Genomic DNA, 18435 nt, shown 5'->3' on the forward strand with positions numbered 1-18435 from the left:
AAAGCAAATTCAAAATCGGCGATAAATATGCAGCAACACAGAACCAGAATAAAAATTTGCGGCTTAACCCGACCAGAAGATATGCGATTCGTTGTCACGTCTGGTGCTGATGCCCTGGGTTTTGTGTTTTATCCGCCCAGTCCGCGCTATGTTACGCCTGAAATTGCCGGGGCCTTGTTGCGTGAAATTCCGCCTTTTGTGATGTCGGTAGGTTTGTTTGTTAACATCGACGAGGCAGGCTTGCAAGAGGTCATCAGTAAGGCTCCCGTCCAGTTGCTGCAATTTCACGGCGATGAAATGCCTGAGCAATGCGCCAGCCTGGCGGCAAGTGTCAATCGTCCTTTTATTCGTGCTTATCGCGTCAAAGCTGACACAAGGCCTGAAGATTTGCTAGAATGTGAGCAGTCTTATCGTAAGGCTAGTCCTTTATTCAGTGGTTTATTGCTAGATACCCATGTTGATGGGTATGGCGGTAGTGGAAAGGTTTTTGATTGGTCTCTCATACCAAAAGAGCTCGCGCCTCGGGTCGTTTTAAGTGGTGGCTTGAGCGTACAGAACGCGACTGGCGCAGTTAGTCAGGTTCGCCCGTTTGCGGTCGACATCAGCAGTGGTGTGGAATCGGCAAAGGGTATCAAGGATGAGGTCAGCGTGCGCGCGTTTATTGCTGCGGTGCGTGTGGCAGACAATCAGGAATAGTGATGTTGCGTGGGGTAACTCCCTCAGTTCATCGCTTTCAAGCCAGTTTGAAGGAAAGAAAATGAAAGAACTTCAGTCTCTGGATGCTCAGTTCGAGCGCCAGTCTAACGCCAGCCAGGCAATTTATCAGTCAGCTCAATATCATTTACCAGATTCACGTGGTCATTTTGGTCAGTTCGGTGGTACCTTTGTGTCCGAGACGCTGACGCATGCGTTGTCCGAGCTTAAAGAAGCCTACGCCAAGTACCAGAATGATCCTGAGTTTTTGGCTGAGTTTCGCAACGAATTAAAGTACTTTGTCGGTCGCCCGTCGCCCGTGTATCACGCCAAGCGCTGGTCTGATCTGATGGGCGGGGCACAAATCTATTTCAAACGTGAAGACCTGAATCATACCGGCGCCCACAAGATCAATAATGTCATCGGTCAGGCTTTGCTGGCCAAACGCATGGGTAAACCGCGCGTGATTGCTGAGACTGGTGCCGGTCAGCATGGCGTTGCCACAGCAACTATCTGCGCCCGTTTTGGACTCGAATGCATAGTCTATATGGGTTCTGAAGACGTCAAGCGCCAGGCGCAAAATGTATATCGCATGAAGTTGCTGGGTGCAACCGTGGTGCCGGTGGAGTCAGGTTCCAAGACTTTGAAAGACGCTCTCAATGAGGCCATGCGTGACTGGGTAGCTAATGTCGATAATACTTTTTACATCATAGGCACGGTGGCCGGGCCACATCCTTACCCTATGATGGTCAGGGATTTCCAGTCCGTCATCGGTGAGGAATGCTTATGGCAGATGCCTGAGCAGACCGGACGTCAGCCAGACTATGTGGTGGCTTGCGTAGGCGGTGGCTCTAACGCCATGGGCATTTTTTATCCATACATTGATCACCAGCAAGTCAGGCTCATCGGTGTGGAGGCAGCAGGCGAGGGGCTGGAAAGTGGCAAGCATTCAGCCTCACTGACGGCAGGGTCCCCCGGTGTATTGCATGGTAACCGTACTTATTTGCTGCAGGATGATAACGGTCAGGTCATAGAGACCCATTCTGTGTCAGCGGGTTTGGATTACCCAGGTGTCGGTCCTGAACATGCTTGGTTGAAGGACAGTGGTCGTGCGCAATATGTGACGATTACTGATGATGAGGCGCTCAAAGCTTTCCATGATTGCTGTCGCATAGAAGGCATTATCCCTGCGCTGGAATCCAGTCATGCTCTCGCTTATGCCGCCAAGCTTGCTGCGACTTTGTCAAAGGATAAGATAGTCTTGGCAAATCTGTCTGGCCGTGGTGACAAGGATATGCACACCGTGGCCGAGCGGGCAGGGCTGAAGTTCTGATTCGCCCTTGAGCAAACGTGCAGGCATATCCATGTAGAGATGCTGCCTGCATGTCTTCATTTCCAAGGATTTAGATTGATGCCATTGCGTTGTTGGTAGCGCATCAAAAAGGACAGACAAGATGTCAAGAATTCAAAATACCATGGCTGCATTGGCAGCAAGTAATAAAAAGGGTTTAATCCCTTTCATCACTGCAGGTGACCCAGCGCCTGAAATAACGGTGCCTTTGATGCATGCCCTGGTCGAGGGTGGGGCCGATATTATCGAGTTGGGCGTGCCGTTTTCTGACCCGATGGCAGACGGCCCTGTGATACAGCGCGCGTCGGAGAGGGCATTGCAATTTGGAGTTGGCTTGCGGGATGTATTACAATTCGTCCGCGAATTCCGTCAAAGTGATCAAAAGACACCAGTTGTGCTCATGGGATATGCTAATCCTATAGAGCGCATGGGCCAGGATACCTTCATCGCCCAGGCAGCTGAAGTTGGGGTGGATGGTGTGCTGGTCGTCGATTACCCGCCGGAAGAATGTGAAGAATTTGCAAGTAAAATGCAGCAAAAGGGTATGGATACGATTTTCTTGCTGGCACCGACATCTACCGATGAACGCATTGCGCAAGTTGGTAAAATTGCCAGTGGTTATGTGTATTATGTGTCGCTGAAGGGTGTCACCGGTTCTGGCGCGCTTGATCTGGATGCAGTTGCAGCCATGATCCCGCGCATCAGAAAGCATGTCAAAGTGCCAGTAGGCGTAGGCTTTGGCATACGTGATGGTGCGACGGCGAAAGCCATTTCCACAGTGTCGGATGCGGTGGTGATAGGCTCGCGTATCATCCAGGAACTGGAAAATACTCCGCGTGAAAACGCAGTTGCTGCAGTGAAAAGCTTTATTTCTGGTGTCAGACAGGCTTTGGACGAGTAAAATACGCGCCTGACTGGTTCTTTTACCAGAATGAACCTGATGCCGGGTTGTTAAAAAGACAGCCTGGCGGCCATAAGGAGAAAACATGAGTTGGTTAGAAAAACTGTTGCCACCGCGTATACAACGCTCGGAATCTGCAAATCGTAAGTCGATTCCCGAAGGTTTGTGGGTCAAGTGTCCCTCTTGCGAAGCGGTGCTTTACCGTTCTGATCTGGAAGCCAATATCCATGTTTGCCCAAAATGCAGCCATCATTTGCGTATAGGTGCACGTGAGCGCCTCGATGCCTTGCTCGATGCAGGTGGTCGTTATGAAATCGGCCAGGAAGTATTGCCTATCGATACACTGAAATTCAAAGACAGCAAAAAGTACCCTGATCGCCTCAAAGATGCACTGGAAACTACTGGTGAAACTGATGCTATGGTCGTCATGGGCGGTTCCATTATGGCGGTGCCTGTTGTTGTAGCTTGCTTTGAGTTTGAATTCATGGGCGGCTCCATGGGTTCCGTTGTTGGTGAGCGTTTTGTACGTGGCGCGCAAGCGGCACTGGAGCAAAAGGTGCCTTTCATTTGCTTTACCGCCACTGGTGGTGCACGTATGCAAGAGGGCTTGCTGTCCCTCATGCAGATGGCAAAAACCACATCCATGTTGACCAAGCTGTCTGAAAAGAGGTTGCCTTTCATCTCTGTGTTGACTGACCCTACCATGGGTGGTGTGTCGGCTTCTTTCGCCTTCCTCGGAGACGTGGTGATTGCCGAACCCAAGGCATTGATTGGCTTTGCTGGTCCGCGCGTGATTGAAAACACTGTGCGTGAAAAATTGCCGGAAGGCTTCCAGCGTTCTGAATTCCTGCTACAAAAAGGCGCCATCGACATGATCGTTGACCGTCGCAAGATGCGTGAAGAAATCGCGCGTTTGCTGGCTTTGTTGCAAAACCAGCCTGCTGAAGCAGTATCATCCTGATTTATAGTGAATATCCAATAAGCCCGAAGCATTTTGTTCGGGCTTTTTTTATCTTATGACAAATTTACCTGCCACCCTGGCTGATTGGTTGGCCGTACTTGAAACCCGCCATTCCAAAGAAATTGATATGGGCCTCGATCGCGTTGCTGCGGTCAAGAACAAACTTTCCATTCACTACGATTGCCCCGTCATTATGGTGGCTGGCACAAATGGCAAAGGCTCCACCTGTGCCATGTTGGAAGCGGTGTTGATGCAAGCTGGCTATCGTGTGGGCTTGTACAGCAAGCCGCATTTCCTCGATTTCAATGAGCGTGCCCGTATTAATGGCGAAATGGTGAAGGACGATGTTTTTATCTCCACTTTCAATGCCGTTGAAGAAGCACGTAGCGATATCTCGCTTACCTACTTTGAATTTACCACCCTGGCAATCTGCAAATTGCTGGCAGACGCCAAACTTGACGTAGTGATCCTCGAAGTCGGACTTGGTGGTCGTCTGGATGCCGTGAATGTCATTGATGCCGATGTCTCCATTGTCACCAGTATCGATATCGATCATATCGATTATCTCGGTGATACCCGGGAAAAGATAGGCTTTGAAAAAGCCGGTATCTTCCGCCCAGGTAAGGCAGCCATTTGCGGTGACCCTTTGCCACCCCAGTCCCTGATTGATCATGCGAATACCATAGGTGCTGATTTGTGGTTGTTCGGTCGTGATTTCAACTATAACGGCGACAAGCAACAGTGGAATTTTGCTGGCCGTAGCCAGCGCCGCAATTCCCTTGGCTATCCCAGCTTGCGAGGTGCCAACCAGCTCCTGAATGCGTCTGCTGTATTGGCCACGCTGGAAGCATTGAAGCTGGCGTTGCCAGTAGGCGCGCAAGAGGTTCGTACCGGTTTGGTGATGGTGGATTTGCCAGGGCGTTTTCAGGTCATGCCAGGTCGCCCGACCGTGGTGCTGGATGTGGCGCACAACCCGCATGCAGCGGCTACGCTCTCGCAAAATCTCGACAATATGGGTTTCCATGCCTATACCTACGCAGTATTTGGTTCCATGCTCGATAAGGATATCGATGGCGTGATTGCGCAACTGAAAGATAAAGTAGATCACTGGTGTGTCACGGCCTTGCCTTTGCCGCGGGCGGCCCCAGTTGAGGTATTGAAAGACAAGCTGATCGCCGCTGGCGCGCTGGCAGATACCGAAAAAACTGTTACTGGTTTCGATACGCCAGAGCAGGCTTATTCGGCAGCCATCAGCAAAGCGGGCGAAAATGATAGAATAGTGGTCTTTGGATCTTTCCTGACGGTTGCAGGTGTGATGCGCGCCCGCCGTTCGGCACTCCATTGATGTTTTTGCCAGAGGGTTTGTTGATGACAAGCCCTTTGGCTAACTAACCAGAAATTTGCACATGGGTTTGCTCTCGCGTTTTACACAGAAGCAAGAAACTTCCGATACTCAGGATAGTGGTGAATTCCGTTCCCGCGCCGAAGAAGAGAGTATCGAAACTCGTTCCAGGACAAAGAAGGCCGAGCCCAGAAGGCGCTCCAAGGTCAACGACCCCATACTGCCCGAGAAAAAACGTGCCAGACGCCGCCTGATAGGTGCTGTTGCTTTGGCTCTGGCGGCCATCATAGGCTTGCCTATGATACTGGATTCTGATCCTAAGCCTTTGGCCGACGATATCAGTATCCGTATCCCATCCAAGGACAAGGTGGGGGATGCTGATGTAGTCGTGCCAAAGGCAAAGAATCCGTTGTCACCTGAACCTCCCGAAGAAATCATAGAAGTACCGTCTTTGCCAAAAAACAAAGTTGCTGGCAATGAAAATACGGACAGGCAGATAAAAACGGCCACTGCCGCTACCAATGCAGCCACAGCACAGCCTGCAGCGCAGGTCAAGCCTGAAATAAAAACCGAAACCAAGTCACTTGCGAAAGTGGATACCAAACCTGAGCCAAAAGTTGAGGTAAAGCCACTGCAAACTCCTCCAAAGCCGGTGGAGAAAGAAGCCGCAACTGCGAAGAGTGAAGTGAAAGGTGACGTCAAGCCAGTTAAATCTGAAGTCAAGCCTGTTGTTGCCAAACCTGGCAACGCTGACGACGAGGCTGCCCGTGCACTGGCCATACTTGAGGGTAAAGCGCCACCAGTAGCCAAGCCTGTAGTCAGCAAACTTGAAGCGGCTGAGAAGTCAGTTGAAAAATCATCTTACACAGTACAGGCTGGTGCGTTTTCTACCCAAGCCAAAGTGGATGAGGTACAAGCCAAGCTGAATGCTGCCAATATCCACTCTTATACGCAAAAGATAATAACGACGAATGGTGAAGTGATAAGAGTCAGGGTAGGCCCCTTTGCTTCCAAAGAAGAGGCGGATAAAATGCGCGCCAAATTAAGCAAGCTGGGCCTGAGTGCCAGCCTGCCACCTAACTGAATGCGTGAGGAATATCTGGCGTGACCGTGTTTGATTATCTTGTGCTGCTGATTCTGGTTTGTTCTATTGTCATCAGCACACTGCGCGGCTTGATTAAAGAAATTTTGTCACTACTTAGCTGGATAGTCGCATTTGTGATTGCCAATGCCTATAGTGATGTATTGGCGACCTGGTTGCCATCTGTCGTGCCAGGACAATTGTTGCGTCTGATCGTGGCCTTCATTGCCTTGTTCATTGGTGTGCGTCTGATTATGGCGCTGATCATGTTGGCAGTGGATGCCTTGATCAAGGCCAGTGGCCTGACTCTGGCCGATCGTGGCTTGGGGGGGTTATTTGGCCTGGCGCGGGGTTGTATTCTGGTGTTGGCGGGAGTCTTGCTCTGCGGTATGACCTCTATACCGCAGCAGGCATTCTGGACCGAAGCCTGGCTCAGCCCTCTCGCAGAAACTGCAGCGCGCACAGTGATTCCACTGTTGCCGACCTCTGTTTCGGAGCATGTAAAGTTTTAATTGTTTTTTTTAGGAGTCCACCATGTGTGGCATCGTAGGCGTATTCTCAAATAATCCTGTCAATCAATTGATTTATGACGCGCTACTGCTGTTGCAGCACCGCGGTCAGGATGCAGCCGGTATCGCAACAAATCATGGCAATAAGTTCGCCATGCACAAAGCGAATGGTCTGGTGCGTGACGTATTCCGTACCCGCAATATGCGTTCTTTGCCGGGTAATGTCGGTATCGGCCAGGTGCGTTATCCAACTGCTGGCTCTACCAGCGAAGAAGAAGCGCAACCTTTTTATGTCAATGCACCCTTTGGTATCGTGCTGGCACACAATGGTAACCTGACCAATGCAGTAGAGTTGAAGATTGAGCTATTCAAGAATGATCGCCGTCATCTGAATACGGATTCTGACTCTGAAGTCTTGCTCAATATCCTGGCGCATCAGATACAGGAAGTCACCAGTGGTTATTCGCTGGACCCTGAAGGTCTGTTTCGTGCGGTATCCATGCTGCACAGGCGTGTACGCGGTTCCTATGCTGTCGTGGCACAAATCTCAGGCTATGGTTTGCTGGCTTTTCGTGATCCTTTTGGTATTCGCCCCCTTTGCATCGGCGTCTCACAAACTGAAAGCGGTGCAGAATACATGATCGCCAGCGAATCTGTTGCTCTCGAAGGTCTGGGCTTCAAGTTCCTGCGTGATGTTGAACCGGGTGAAGCCTTGTTCATCGACATGGATGGCAAGCTGCACACCCAGCAATGTGCTGACAATCCTAGTTTGAATCCATGTGCATTTGAATATGTCTATCTGGCTCGTCCTGATTCCATTATCGATGGCGCTTCGGTGTATCTGACCCGTTTGAAAATGGGTGAGTATCTGGCCGAGAAAGTGCGCAATCAATTTCGCGATGGTGAAATTGATGTGGTCATGCCTATCCCAGATTCTTCCCGACCGTCGGCAATGGAACTGGCACTGAAACTGAACTTGGATTATCGAGAAGGCTTCATCAAGAATCGGTATATAGGCCGCACCTTCATGATGCCTGGCCAGGCTGTACGCCGCAAATCAGTGCGTCAAAAGTTGAACGCAATTGGTTCTGAATTCAAGGGCAAGAGCGTCTTGCTGGTCGATGATTCCATCGTCCGGGGAACTACCAGTCGTGAAATCGTGCAAATGGCGCGGGAATCCGGTGCCAAGCGCGTGATTTTTGCTTCTGCTGCCCCTCCGGTGCAATTCCCTAACGTCTACGGTATCGACATGCCTACCCGCAGTGAGTTGATCGCCTATGGCCGTAGCGAAGAAGAAGTTTGCCGCGAAATCACAGCGGACGCCCTGGTGTATCAGGATGTCGCTGCCATGAAACGTTCGATTTCTGATGTTAATCCGCGGTTGAAAAACATAGAAGCTTCATGCTTTGATGGTTTTTACATCACTGGTGATGTCACGCCAGCATATCTCGACAAACTGGAAACGGCACGCAATAGCCCACGTCCTGACACGGAGGACTTGCTGCGTTCGCAATTGAACTTGAATCTGGCCGTCGCAGATTGATGGGTTACGTGAGTTAAGCTGGTTCAGGATTTGGTAACGCAATGAAAGCCTGCACATTTGAATGTGCAGGATTTTTTCATTGCAGGTGAGTGGGGAAATGATAAATCTAGTGTTCTTCAGTGAATTTCATGCCTTAATGTAAAAACTTGTTGCTAACTGGCTCGTAGTTTTCAGACTTGTTTGCAGTAAAAGCATCGTTTGCACTACCATTGTCTGCACTGCTTCTTCAACAAAGGCATTCTCATGACAAGCGCGCTGCTGGATGTGCAACACTTGACCAAGGCTTATGCTGCTCGTAAGGTTGTTGATGATGTTTCTTTTTCTGTTGTGCGCGGGCAAACTTTGGGTTTGCTGGGGCCGAATGGTGCAGGTAAATCAACCACGGTCAGCATGATTTGTGGCTTGTTGCAGCCAGATCAGGGTAAGGTGTTGCTGGATGGGCAAACGATGGGGGCGGGTAATAATGCCGTCAAATTCAAGATTGGCCTTGTGCCGCAAGATTTGGCGCTGTATGAAGACCTGTCGGCCAGAGAAAACCTGAAATTATTCGGTGCTTTGTATGCATTGTCTGGTAGTAAGTTGCAGCAGCGTTGCGATGCCGTGCTGGATCTGGTTAATCTGCTCGATAGGGCAGGTGACAAGCCATCCACGTTTTCTGGTGGGATGAAGCGCCGCCTGAATATAGCGGCAGCACTTTTGCATGATCCTGAATTGTTGATACTCGATGAACCTACAGTAGGTGTTGATCCACAAAGTCGCAATGCGATTTTTGATAGCCTGGAAGTATTGAAATCACAAGGCCGTACGCTGATCTACACCAGTCATTACATGGAGGAGGTCGAGCGGCTGGCTGACCATATCGTGATTATCGACCACGGCAAAGTCATTGCCAATGAAACGCCAGCAGACCTGTATCGTCGCCTGCCCGCAAAAGCGGCACTAAAGCTGGATTTGCTGACCGCAATTGCAGAGACAGATGTGGCAGCCCTGAGTGTCTTGCCCGGCGTGGACAGCGTGCATATGTCTGACCATGGCAAGCATCTGGATGTGGCGCTGACTGAACATGAAGTGGCCCTGAGTTTGCTCAACTGGCTTGCCAAAGCGGGTTATAAGACCAGTCATTTTGCGACTGCGAAGACCAATCTGGAAGCGGTATTTCTGATGCTGACTGGACGTAGTCTGCGCGATTAAAATCATGTTGCTTAAATCCATACTGTAACAACGCAAATTACTGAGGGATGATGATGACCGCCTTGATTGCATTGATACGGAAAGACCTGATACTGTTTTTGGTAGACCGCCGCGCCTTGTTACTCAATTTGGTGATGCCTATCTTGTTGGGAGCCTTCTTTGGATTTGTCACTGGTGGCAAGGACACTAAAGATGCGGCAAAAATAGAGATCGCAGTAATCAGTCAGGATAATCATGTCATCAGTCAAAAAATACTAAAAGGCCTGAAAGACGAGCCTACTCTACTGGTCAAAGAACTGCCATTGGAAGAGGCCAAGGCCCTGGTATTGAAGGGTAAACTGAACATGGCAGTGCTTATACCTGAGAGATTTGGCGAGCATGCAGGCGGGGCATTATTCGGCGGCAAGGAAAAACCGGAACTTGCCATTTTCTATGATCCTTCGCAAACAGCAGTTCTGGCGATGGTCAAGGGCATGCTGACGCAGCAAGTCATGCAAAGCGTCAGTGCTGAAATGTTCAATGGTAAAAGCGGCAGCAACTTTGTTGACCAGACCTTGCAAGACCTGGAGAAAGTGGATAAGAGCAATAAAGGTGCCGGAGAATTGCATGACTTTCTTGGCAGCCTGAAAAAATTCCAGCTCAGTCAGCAGGCAGGTAAGGATGCAGGTGCCGCAAGCTCGTCAGCGGTTGCAAATGCAAATGCCGGATTGAGCATGCCATTTGTTACAAAGGATCAGGTGATGACTGCGGGCGATCCCATTACCAATAAATATAATGGCTACGCACACTCATTTGCAGGCATGAGCGTACAGTTTATTTTGTTCATGGCGATTGATGCTGGCATAGGCATACTGCTGGCCAGGCGCCTGGGTTTATGGAACCGCTTGTTGGCAGCACCGGTAGGCTTGAACACCGTGCTGATTGCCAGGGCACTGTCTTGTGCATTGATTGCCTGTTTCCTCATGTGTTTCATCTTCCTGGTCGCTGTTCTGGTGTTTAAAGTGCAAATTGCAGGGAGTTTGCCGGGGTTTATTGCTGTGGTCATTTCATTCTCGCTTATGGCCGCCAGCTTTGGTTTATTGATCGCCGCCTTTGGTAAAACGCCAGAAGCAGCGCGTGGGATTTCAGTATTCGCGACTCTGATTATGGTTATGCTGAGTGGCGCCTGGATGCCATCGTTCATGTTTCCGCAGTGGCTGCAAACCGCGACGTTGGTCGTGCCTACGCGCTGGGCGGTGGACGGTCTGGATGCCATGACCTGGCGTGGGCTGGGGCTCGATGCTGCCTTGCCTGCAGTTGGTGTGCAATTGGCTTTCACGGTTTTTTTTGGTGTTATTGCGTTATGGCGTTTTCGCAGAGGCTGATTAACCGTCATTGTTGTCGGGTATCGCAAAGTAACTGACACAGACATGTTGTTTCAATTCCATACAAATATGGAGCGGCCTTCGCTGGTATTCAGGCTTGCTTAAAAATACAATCTCGACATGAGAGCGCAGGACTTGCTTGCGCTCATGAGTGTTGTGTTTTTATGTTTGAAACCTATGTATCCAAAATTAAGATTGCGTACTCTGACACTGACAGTCGCCAGTGCTTTCTCGGTAAGTTCATTTGCGTATGCGCAAACAACTTCATCCGAGCCTGCTAAAAATTCGGAAGAAACCACGCAAGATGCCAAGGTCAAAGCAAAAGCAAAGTCTGATGACAAGAAAATAGTTGCGCCTTCAGCGAATGACGGGGTTCAGAAGGTCACCATCAGCGGTGGTCGTACTGATCAGGAAGCGCGCCGTCAATCAACAGCTGCCAAGATTATTTTTGGCCGGGAAGAATTGGATAGGAATGGTGACAGCAGCATCGGCGACGTGCTTAAACGTTTGCCCGGTGTAACAGTGGGCGGGCGTCCTGGCCGTGGTGGTGACATACGCATGCGCGGTATGGGTAATGGCTATACCCAGATATTGCTGAATGGCGAAAGAGCACCCCGTGGTTTTTCCATGGATAGCCTGACACCTGACCAGGTGGAGCGCATAGAAATTATCCGTGGCTCGGTTGCTGAATATAGTACCCAGGCAATTGCCGGCACGATCAACATAGTCTTGCGAGAAGAATATAAGCAAAAAGATATCGACCTGAAATTGTCCCTGGCTTATGAAGAAGGCAGGCTGGCACCAAATGTATCGCTGACCGTGCCTGGTGAAATTGGTAGTTTGTCGTATGCCTTGAGTGGTTCTGTTTTTCAGAATCGCCAGCATGATGATGGTAGTACGTTGACCAATGAAAAAAACCAGAATGGAGATGATACATTGATACAAGATCAATATGATCAAACCAATCGCAAAACGACCGGCATCCATTTAACACCGCGTTTCAACTACAAATTTGAAAATGGCGATACCTTGATGATGCAGCCGTTCCTGATGAATTCACGGAGTGATTCCAGTACTCAGAGCACGGTCAACGAAATTTATCGCTCTCCTAAAGCAGACCCTAACACGAATACTGTTGAGGAATTTGCAGTGGCAACCGGATCTGCTCGTTCGGAAACAACATTTTTGCGTGGTTTTGGTAACTGGCAGCATAAGTTCGAGGGTAACTCGAAACTGAATATCAGATTTGGTGGTGGTCTCGGCAAGATGGAAAGCAATTCCTTGCGCTACCAGTTTGATAAGAATGGCAAGCAGATAGACGTGATCAGTGACGTCAACAATACCCGGGACAGCAGTATCAATACCGGTGGTAAATTCACCATGCCCTATGGCGAAGGCCACACTTTGGCAGCAGGTTGGGACCTGGAAATGGGCAAGCGCAGTCAGACCCGTATTTCACTGAATAATGGCAAGGCGCAGTTTGCAGAGTCTGGTGATAACCTGGATGCAAATACCCGCCGACTGGCTGTTTTTGCGCAAGATGAGTTGGATATCAACGCACAGTTTTCTGCCTACGCAGGTTTGCGCTGGGAGGGCATCAGAACCAGCAGCATCGTTGCGGGGCAGTCAATAGAAAATGCCAGCAGTGTCTGGAGCCCAGTCTTACATGGCGTCTGGCGTATTCCTGGTGCTGGCAAAGATCAGATCAGAGCCAGTCTGACGCAAAGTTATCGTGCGCCAGCATTGAATGATTTGATTGCTGTGACCAGTATTTCCAATCAGAACAGTGTTTTTCGCCCTGATCGCACTGGCAATCCATACCTGAAACCAGAACTGTCCAAGGGCATTGATATCGCCTATGAACATTACCTGACACGGGCGGGTATTATCAGCGCCAATTTTTTTGTCAGAAATATCGATAATCTGATTCGCAGAAACACAGAGGAAGTTCAATTTTTGGATCCGGCTGATGGCAAGTACAAGCCACGTCAGGTGTCCAAGCCTGTGAATATCGGTCATGCAACGACCAAAGGCATAGAGCTGGAAGCGAAATTTCAACTGCAGGAATTTTTCCCTGATGGCCCGGCTATTGATGTGCGCAGCAACTACAGTCATTTCTGGTCCAGTGTGGATGATATTCAGGGGCCAAACAATCGCCTTGATCAGCAGCCTACGCAAACTGCAAATTTTGGGCTGGACTATCGTCCGGCAGGCACCGCGCTGACGGTAGGTGGCAATATCAACTGGACGCCTGCATATGAGATGCAAAGCAGCAATATCCAGATCAATCAGACAGGTATAAAGCGTCAGCTTGATCTGTATGGCTTGTGGAAATTCAACCCGAACTTGCAAGTGCGTTTGTCTGCCAATAATCTGCGGGCCAATGATTATGAGAGCGGCAGCATCATTAACTCTGATTCGCTCAACCGTATTGACTACAACACATCCAAAACCTACACCACCTGGACTTTGCGTGTAGAGATGAAACTGTAAGTCATGCCATAAAAACAAAGGATCGTGCAGTGCAGCACGATCCTGTCACGAAGAGTACAATACTTGCAGAAGGCGGTGTATAGGCAAGTAATTCCTGGCTAAAACAGGCAGTCCGGGGAAAAGATGAAGACCGTCAGCCTGATTTTCATCGTATTCATCATGTTATCTCCAGAACTAAATGCCGATTTGCATAGCCATTCCATCGTCTCTGATGGTGTGCTGGCACCAGCCCAACTTGCCGTACGTGCCAAAGCTAATGGTGTTGACGTATGGGCGCTGACTGATCATGATGAGGTGCGCGGCATTCCCGAGGCGCGCGAGGCGGCTCTTGATCTGGGGATGATTTATATTCCCGGAGTAGAAATTTCTATCACATGGGCTGGCAAGACTATCCATATCGTCGGACTGAATCTCGACGAAACCAATCCTGATCTGGTAAACGGCTTGGCGCAAACTCGCTCGGGTCGAGAGCGTCGGGCGCGCGATATGGCTGCCGAACTGTTAAGCAAGGCTGGTATAGCGAATAGCTATGAAGGTGCGCTTAAGTACGTTGGCAATCCAGACCTGATTTCACGTTCGCATTTTGCCCGGTACCTGGTCGAGATTGGCGCTTGCGCCACAGTGTCCGATGTTTTCCGGCATTATCTGGCAGATGGCAAGCCAGGTTTTGTGCCGCACCGCTGGGCAACGCTGTCTGAGGCAGTAGGCTGGATACGCGGCGCCGGTGGTATGGCGGTGGTGGCGCACCCGGGACGGTATGACCTGAGTCCGCTGGCATATGATGCCTTTTTCACTGAGTTTAAAAACCTTGGTGGTCTGGCAATAGAAACAGTGACGGGTAGTCACACGGTCGATCAATATGATGAGTACACCAGGATAGCGGCTCATTATGGCTTCTTGTCTTCACGTGGCTCAGACTTTCATTCTCCTCAAGATGCAGAAGTGGACATAGGTCGTTTGCCGGTTTTGCCAAAAATGGCCAAGCCAGTATGGGAGCAGTGGTCGCTACCTTGAAACGCAGCCTTGAAAATGCGGGCTTAAGCCATATCTAACAGGGCATGAATCGTGTGTTCCCAGTGGAGGTATTCATGAAACGTATAGTCCTGTTTTTGCTGACAAATCTGGCGGTTGTCGCCGTCATGTCCGTGGTCTTGTCTTTGCTGGGCGTTAGCCGGTTTTTGACGGCTAACGGTTTGCAACTATCGACGCTGCTGGCCTTTTCCCTGGTAGTGGGTTTTACGGGCGCCATTTTTTCCTTGCTGATCAGCAAGCCCATGGCAAAATGGTCAACAGGTGCCAAGGTCATAGAGTCACCCTCTACATCGACAGAGTTGTGGCTGGTCAATACTGTTAAGGCTCTGTCAGAGAGAGCCGGTATCGGCATGCCCGAGGTAGCGATATATAATGGTGAGGCGAATGCCTTTGCCACGGGTGCTTTTAAAAACTCGGCCCTGGTAGCTGTTTCTACAGGTTTGCTTAACGGTATGACACGGGAAGAAGTTGAAGCCGTACTAGGGCATGAAGTTGCCCATATCGCGAATGGCGACATGGTGACCATGACGTTGATACAGGGCGTAGTGAATACTTTTGTAGTATTCCTGGCGCGTGTAGTTGGTTATGTTGTCGATAAAGCGGTTTTTCGTAATGGTAATGATAGCAGGCCGGGTATTGGTTATATGATCACAGTGTTTGTTTGTGAGATTGTGTTTGGTATTGCTGCATCCATGATCGTTGCCTGGTTTTCCCGTCAACGTGAATTTCGTGCAGATGCCGGTTCTGCCAAATTGCTGGGCAACAGTCAGCCCATGATGCACGCTTTGGCAAGACTGGGTGGTTTGCAGCCAGGTGCATTGCCACAATCCATGGCGGCGTCAGGGATTAGTGATAAACCAGGTTGGAGTGCTTTGTTTTCTACCCATCCTCCGCTGGAACAACGTATTGCCGCATTGCAGAATATGCGTTAATTTTCGGTAATTAATTTTGTGGCGGTAGCAGAGCTACCGCCTTTCTTCTTTTTATGAGCCAATTTTTTCAAATTCATCCTGATAATCCGCAACTGAGATTGATCAAGCAGGCAGTGCAGATTATCGATAATGGTGGCATCGTTGCCTTGCCTACGGATTCTTGCTATGCGCTGGTTTGTCACCTGGACGATAAGGATGCCGTCACGCGCCTGCGCAAAATCCGTGGCGTCGATGAAAAGCATCATCTGACTTTGCTCTGCCGTGACCTGTCTGAGATTTCTCTATATGCCAAGGTTGATAATCGCCAGTACCGCATGTTGAAGGCAGCCACGCTTGGGCCTTATACCTTTATTCTCGAGGCGACCAAGGAGGTGCCACGCCGCCTGAGTCACCCTTCTCGCAAGACCATAGGTTTGCGCGTGCCTGAAAATTCCATTACCCATGCCTTGCTGGAAGAGTTGAAGCAGCCTTTGCTGGGTGCGACCCTGATTTTGCCAGACGAGGAAGAGCCTTTGACCGACCCTGAGCAGGTCAGGGAAAGACTGGCGAAACTCGTCGATCTGGTCATCGATGGCGGTGCTTGCAGCCTGGTGCCAACCACGGTAATAGATATGACTGGCGATGCGCCGGAACTTGTGCGTCAGGGACGCGGGGACGTTGCCTTGTTTGGGCTGTAATCTGTCAGTCTGACCAATCTCGCGACTGAGAATTTTCTTGCATTCTAACGACTTAGAACTACTTAGAGCTGATACATGAATGAATTGATACAAACCGTTTTGGTTTATGCCTTGCCTGTTATTTTTGCCATTACCCTGTATGAAGCGGCGCGTGGTTATGCTGCGCGCTATTTTGGCGACACAACTGCGAAGGCGCAAGGGCGCTTGAGTTTCAATCCCGTGGTACATATCGATCCCATGGGAACGCTGGTCATTCCTGTGGTTCTTTATCTGGTGACTCAAGGGGCATTCTTGTTTGGTTATGCTAAGCCCATGCCTCTCAATTACTCCATGTTGCGCGACCCAAAAAAGAATTTGAAATGGATAGCATTGTCTGGTCCGGCAGTTAATCTGCTGATGGGATTTGCCTGGATGTTATTGTCTATTCTGCTCGTAGCATTGTCTGTCAAAGAACCATTTTTCAAGGAAATGGCGACAGCAGGTGTGTTGACCAATCTAGCCATGTTTGCGTTTCATTTATTGCCGATTCCACCTCTTGCAGGCGGACAGATCATACTGAGTTTGTTGCCCCATGCGCAAGCCTACAAGTATGCAAAGATAGAGCCGTACTGTTTCTTTATCCTCATAGGTCTGGCCCTGCTTCATGTTTTGCAATATTGGATGATTCCTGTGATGACCGTTGGCAACTTTGTTTTGCAGTTGCTGGCATCACCTTTTATTGCGTTGCTGACTTAAATATGCGGTTTGATGAAGGAGAGGATTATTGACGAAGCAGGTGAAACATCATGGGAGCTGTGCGCAGCAGACTGATATGGCTTCCTCCTGGTTAATGCGGTTTTCTCATTTGCTGAGACCGCAGAATGGGGTCATGTTGGATCTGGCCTGCGGTAGTGGTAGAAACAGTTTTTACTTGCGTGAACTAGGTTCGTCCGTTCTGGGGTTGGACAAAAGTGATCAGGGATTTCCTGCCTTGAACGCGGCGGGTATCGAAACACAGTTACATGATTTAGAGTCTGGTGAGGCCGGTTACGATTGGCCATTTGCTGAGCATAGTTTTGCTTCCATCATCGTTTGCAATTACCTGCACCGCCCATTATTCCCGCATTTGCTCGCCAGCCTTAAACCAGATGGCATTTTGATTTACGAAACCTTTGCTGCTGGCAATGAAAATTTTGGTAAACCCTCTAATCCGGCTTTTTTGTTACGTCACGGCGAACTTCTCGCGCAAATGCAGTCTAACTCCCAGGTGGAGATGAGCGTTATTGCTTACGAGGATGGCTATGTAGAGCAGCCCAAACCAGGCATGGTGCAGCGTATTTGTGCCAGAAAGACTGGAAAGATCACTGTTTTGGATAGGCTTTGAAGCAAATGCTCACAAGTTTAGAGGCTTATTCCAGCTATTTGCGCCCAGATTAGCAGTGTATCCGCTACAATCAGGGTTTTACTTTTTTCTTGCATTAACATGACAAAGATTCAGGGTAGTCTGGTTGCGATCGTAACCCCCATGCATGCAGATGGCAGTCTTGATTTGCCATGTTTGCGCAAATTGATAGACTGGCATATCGACGAAGGCACAGACGGTATCGTGATCGTTGGTACGACGGGTGAGTCTCCCACTGTTTCTGTTGAGGAACACTGCGAATTAATACGCGTGGCGGTCGAACATGCCAACAAGCGCATCCCTATCATTGCTGGTTCTGGCGGCAATTCAACTGAGGAAGCAATCAACCTGACCAAGTTCGCAAAACAGGCTGGTGCCGATGCGTCTTTGCAAGTCGTGCCTTATTACAACCGTCCTACCCAGGAAGGTATGTATCAGCATTTCAAAAAGATTGCTGAATCTGTTGATATTCCTATCATTTTATACAATGTGCCCGGCCGTACAGTGGCAGACATGTCGAATGAGACTATACTGCGCCTTGCGCAAGTGCCTGGCATCATTGGTGTCAAGGATGCAACTGGTAATATTGCCCGCGGTACGGACCTGATACGCTTGGCACCTGCTTCCTTTGCCGTGTATTCAGGTGATGATGCAACTGCAGTCGCGCTCATGTTGTATGGTGGCAAAGGCAATATCTCCGTAACGGCCAATGTTGCTCCAAAAGCCATGCATGAATTATGTGCAGCTGCCATGCGCGGTGATGTCAAGGAGGCTGTTGCCATCAATAACCGCCTGATTCCCTTGCATAATAAATTGTTTATTGAGCCCAATCCATTGCCAGTGAAATGGGCGATGGTGGAAATGGGTCTGATACCAAGCGGTATTCGTTTGCCTCTGGTGACTATGGCTGAGCAATATCATGAAACCGTTCGCGCAGCGATGCGTGAAGCTGGTGTACTACAATGATTTCTCCTGAACGGCTAG

General features: G+C 49.6%; 16 protein-coding genes and 1 pseudogene. All 17 read left to right on the forward strand.

Features of this window, described 5'->3' with window-relative positions; genetic code table 11:
- Positions 1 to 18: 18 nt before the first annotated feature.
- Positions 19 to 696, forward strand: a pseudogene (locus Q8K39_RS05555) (phosphoribosylanthranilate isomerase); the annotation flags it as partial.
- Positions 697 to 757: 61 nt separating this feature from the next.
- Entirely contained in the window at positions 758 to 2026 is a 1269-nt protein-coding gene (gene trpB / locus Q8K39_RS05560) for a tryptophan synthase subunit beta (protein ID WP_305258637.1), read from the forward strand.
- Between the two features lie 121 nt (positions 2027 to 2147).
- Positions 2148 to 2945, forward strand: coding sequence for a tryptophan synthase subunit alpha (gene trpA / locus Q8K39_RS05565; protein ID WP_305258638.1), 798 nt, complete (start codon positions 2148 to 2150; stop codon positions 2943 to 2945).
- 85 nt (positions 2946 to 3030) lie between these two features.
- Positions 3031 to 3906, forward strand: coding sequence for an acetyl-CoA carboxylase, carboxyltransferase subunit beta (accD, locus tag Q8K39_RS05570; RefSeq protein ID WP_186951695.1), 876 nt, complete (start codon positions 3031 to 3033; stop codon positions 3904 to 3906).
- A 55-nt stretch (positions 3907 to 3961) separates the two neighbouring features.
- Complete coding sequence (folC, locus tag Q8K39_RS05575; RefSeq protein WP_305258639.1) at positions 3962 to 5251, forward strand: bifunctional tetrahydrofolate synthase/dihydrofolate synthase; 1290 nt, start codon at positions 3962 to 3964, stop codon at positions 5249 to 5251.
- Positions 5252 to 5312: 61 nt separating this feature from the next.
- Positions 5313 to 6332: an SPOR domain-containing protein gene (locus Q8K39_RS05580; protein ID WP_305258640.1), complete on the forward strand. Its 1020-nt coding sequence runs from the start codon at positions 5313 to 5315 to the stop codon at positions 6330 to 6332.
- 20 nt (positions 6333 to 6352) lie between these two features.
- Complete coding sequence (locus Q8K39_RS05585; protein WP_305258641.1) at positions 6353 to 6841, forward strand: CvpA family protein; 489 nt, start codon at positions 6353 to 6355, stop codon at positions 6839 to 6841.
- A 22-nt stretch (positions 6842 to 6863) separates the two neighbouring features.
- Positions 6864 to 8381, forward strand: a complete 1518-nt coding sequence (gene purF, locus Q8K39_RS05590; RefSeq protein WP_305258642.1) for an amidophosphoribosyltransferase — start codon at positions 6864 to 6866, stop codon at positions 8379 to 8381.
- Between the two features lie 243 nt (positions 8382 to 8624).
- A complete protein-coding gene (locus Q8K39_RS05595) occupies positions 8625 to 9572 on the forward strand; it encodes an ABC transporter ATP-binding protein (RefSeq protein WP_305258643.1) in 948 nt (315 codons plus the stop codon).
- 47 nt (positions 9573 to 9619) lie between these two features.
- A complete protein-coding gene (locus Q8K39_RS05600) occupies positions 9620 to 10936 on the forward strand; it encodes an ABC transporter permease (protein ID WP_305258644.1) in 1317 nt (438 codons plus the stop codon).
- Between the two features lie 177 nt (positions 10937 to 11113).
- On the forward strand, positions 11114 to 13429 hold the full coding sequence (locus Q8K39_RS05605) for a TonB-dependent siderophore receptor (RefSeq protein ID WP_305258645.1): 2316 nt from the start codon (positions 11114 to 11116) through the stop codon (positions 13427 to 13429).
- A 123-nt stretch (positions 13430 to 13552) separates the two neighbouring features.
- Positions 13553 to 14443 (forward strand): 3',5'-nucleoside bisphosphate phosphatase, encoded by an 891-nt coding sequence (locus Q8K39_RS05610; protein ID WP_305258646.1) that lies wholly within the window; start codon positions 13553 to 13555, stop codon positions 14441 to 14443.
- A 74-nt stretch (positions 14444 to 14517) separates the two neighbouring features.
- Entirely contained in the window at positions 14518 to 15393 is an 876-nt protein-coding gene (htpX, locus tag Q8K39_RS05615; protein WP_305258647.1) for a protease HtpX, read from the forward strand.
- Positions 15394 to 15446: 53 nt separating this feature from the next.
- The gene (locus Q8K39_RS05620; RefSeq protein WP_305258648.1) at positions 15447 to 16070 is read left to right on the forward strand and encodes an L-threonylcarbamoyladenylate synthase; all 624 of its coding nucleotides are present in this window, start codon (positions 15447 to 15449) and stop codon (positions 16068 to 16070) included.
- Positions 16071 to 16145: 75 nt separating this feature from the next.
- Positions 16146 to 16805: a site-2 protease family protein gene (locus tag Q8K39_RS05625; RefSeq protein ID WP_186951685.1), complete on the forward strand. Its 660-nt coding sequence runs from the start codon at positions 16146 to 16148 to the stop codon at positions 16803 to 16805.
- Between the two features lie 133 nt (positions 16806 to 16938).
- Positions 16939 to 17433, forward strand: coding sequence for a bifunctional 2-polyprenyl-6-hydroxyphenol methylase/3-demethylubiquinol 3-O-methyltransferase UbiG (locus tag Q8K39_RS05630; protein WP_305258649.1), 495 nt, complete (start codon positions 16939 to 16941; stop codon positions 17431 to 17433).
- A gap of 99 nt (positions 17434 to 17532) precedes the next feature.
- Entirely contained in the window at positions 17533 to 18417 is an 885-nt protein-coding gene (dapA, locus tag Q8K39_RS05635; protein WP_305258650.1) for a 4-hydroxy-tetrahydrodipicolinate synthase, read from the forward strand.
- The last annotated feature ends 18 nt before the right edge of the window (positions 18418 to 18435 follow it).

Source organism: Undibacterium sp., from assembly GCF_030683615.1.
Lineage (GTDB): Bacteria > Pseudomonadota > Gammaproteobacteria > Burkholderiales > Burkholderiaceae_D > Undibacterium > Undibacterium umbellatum.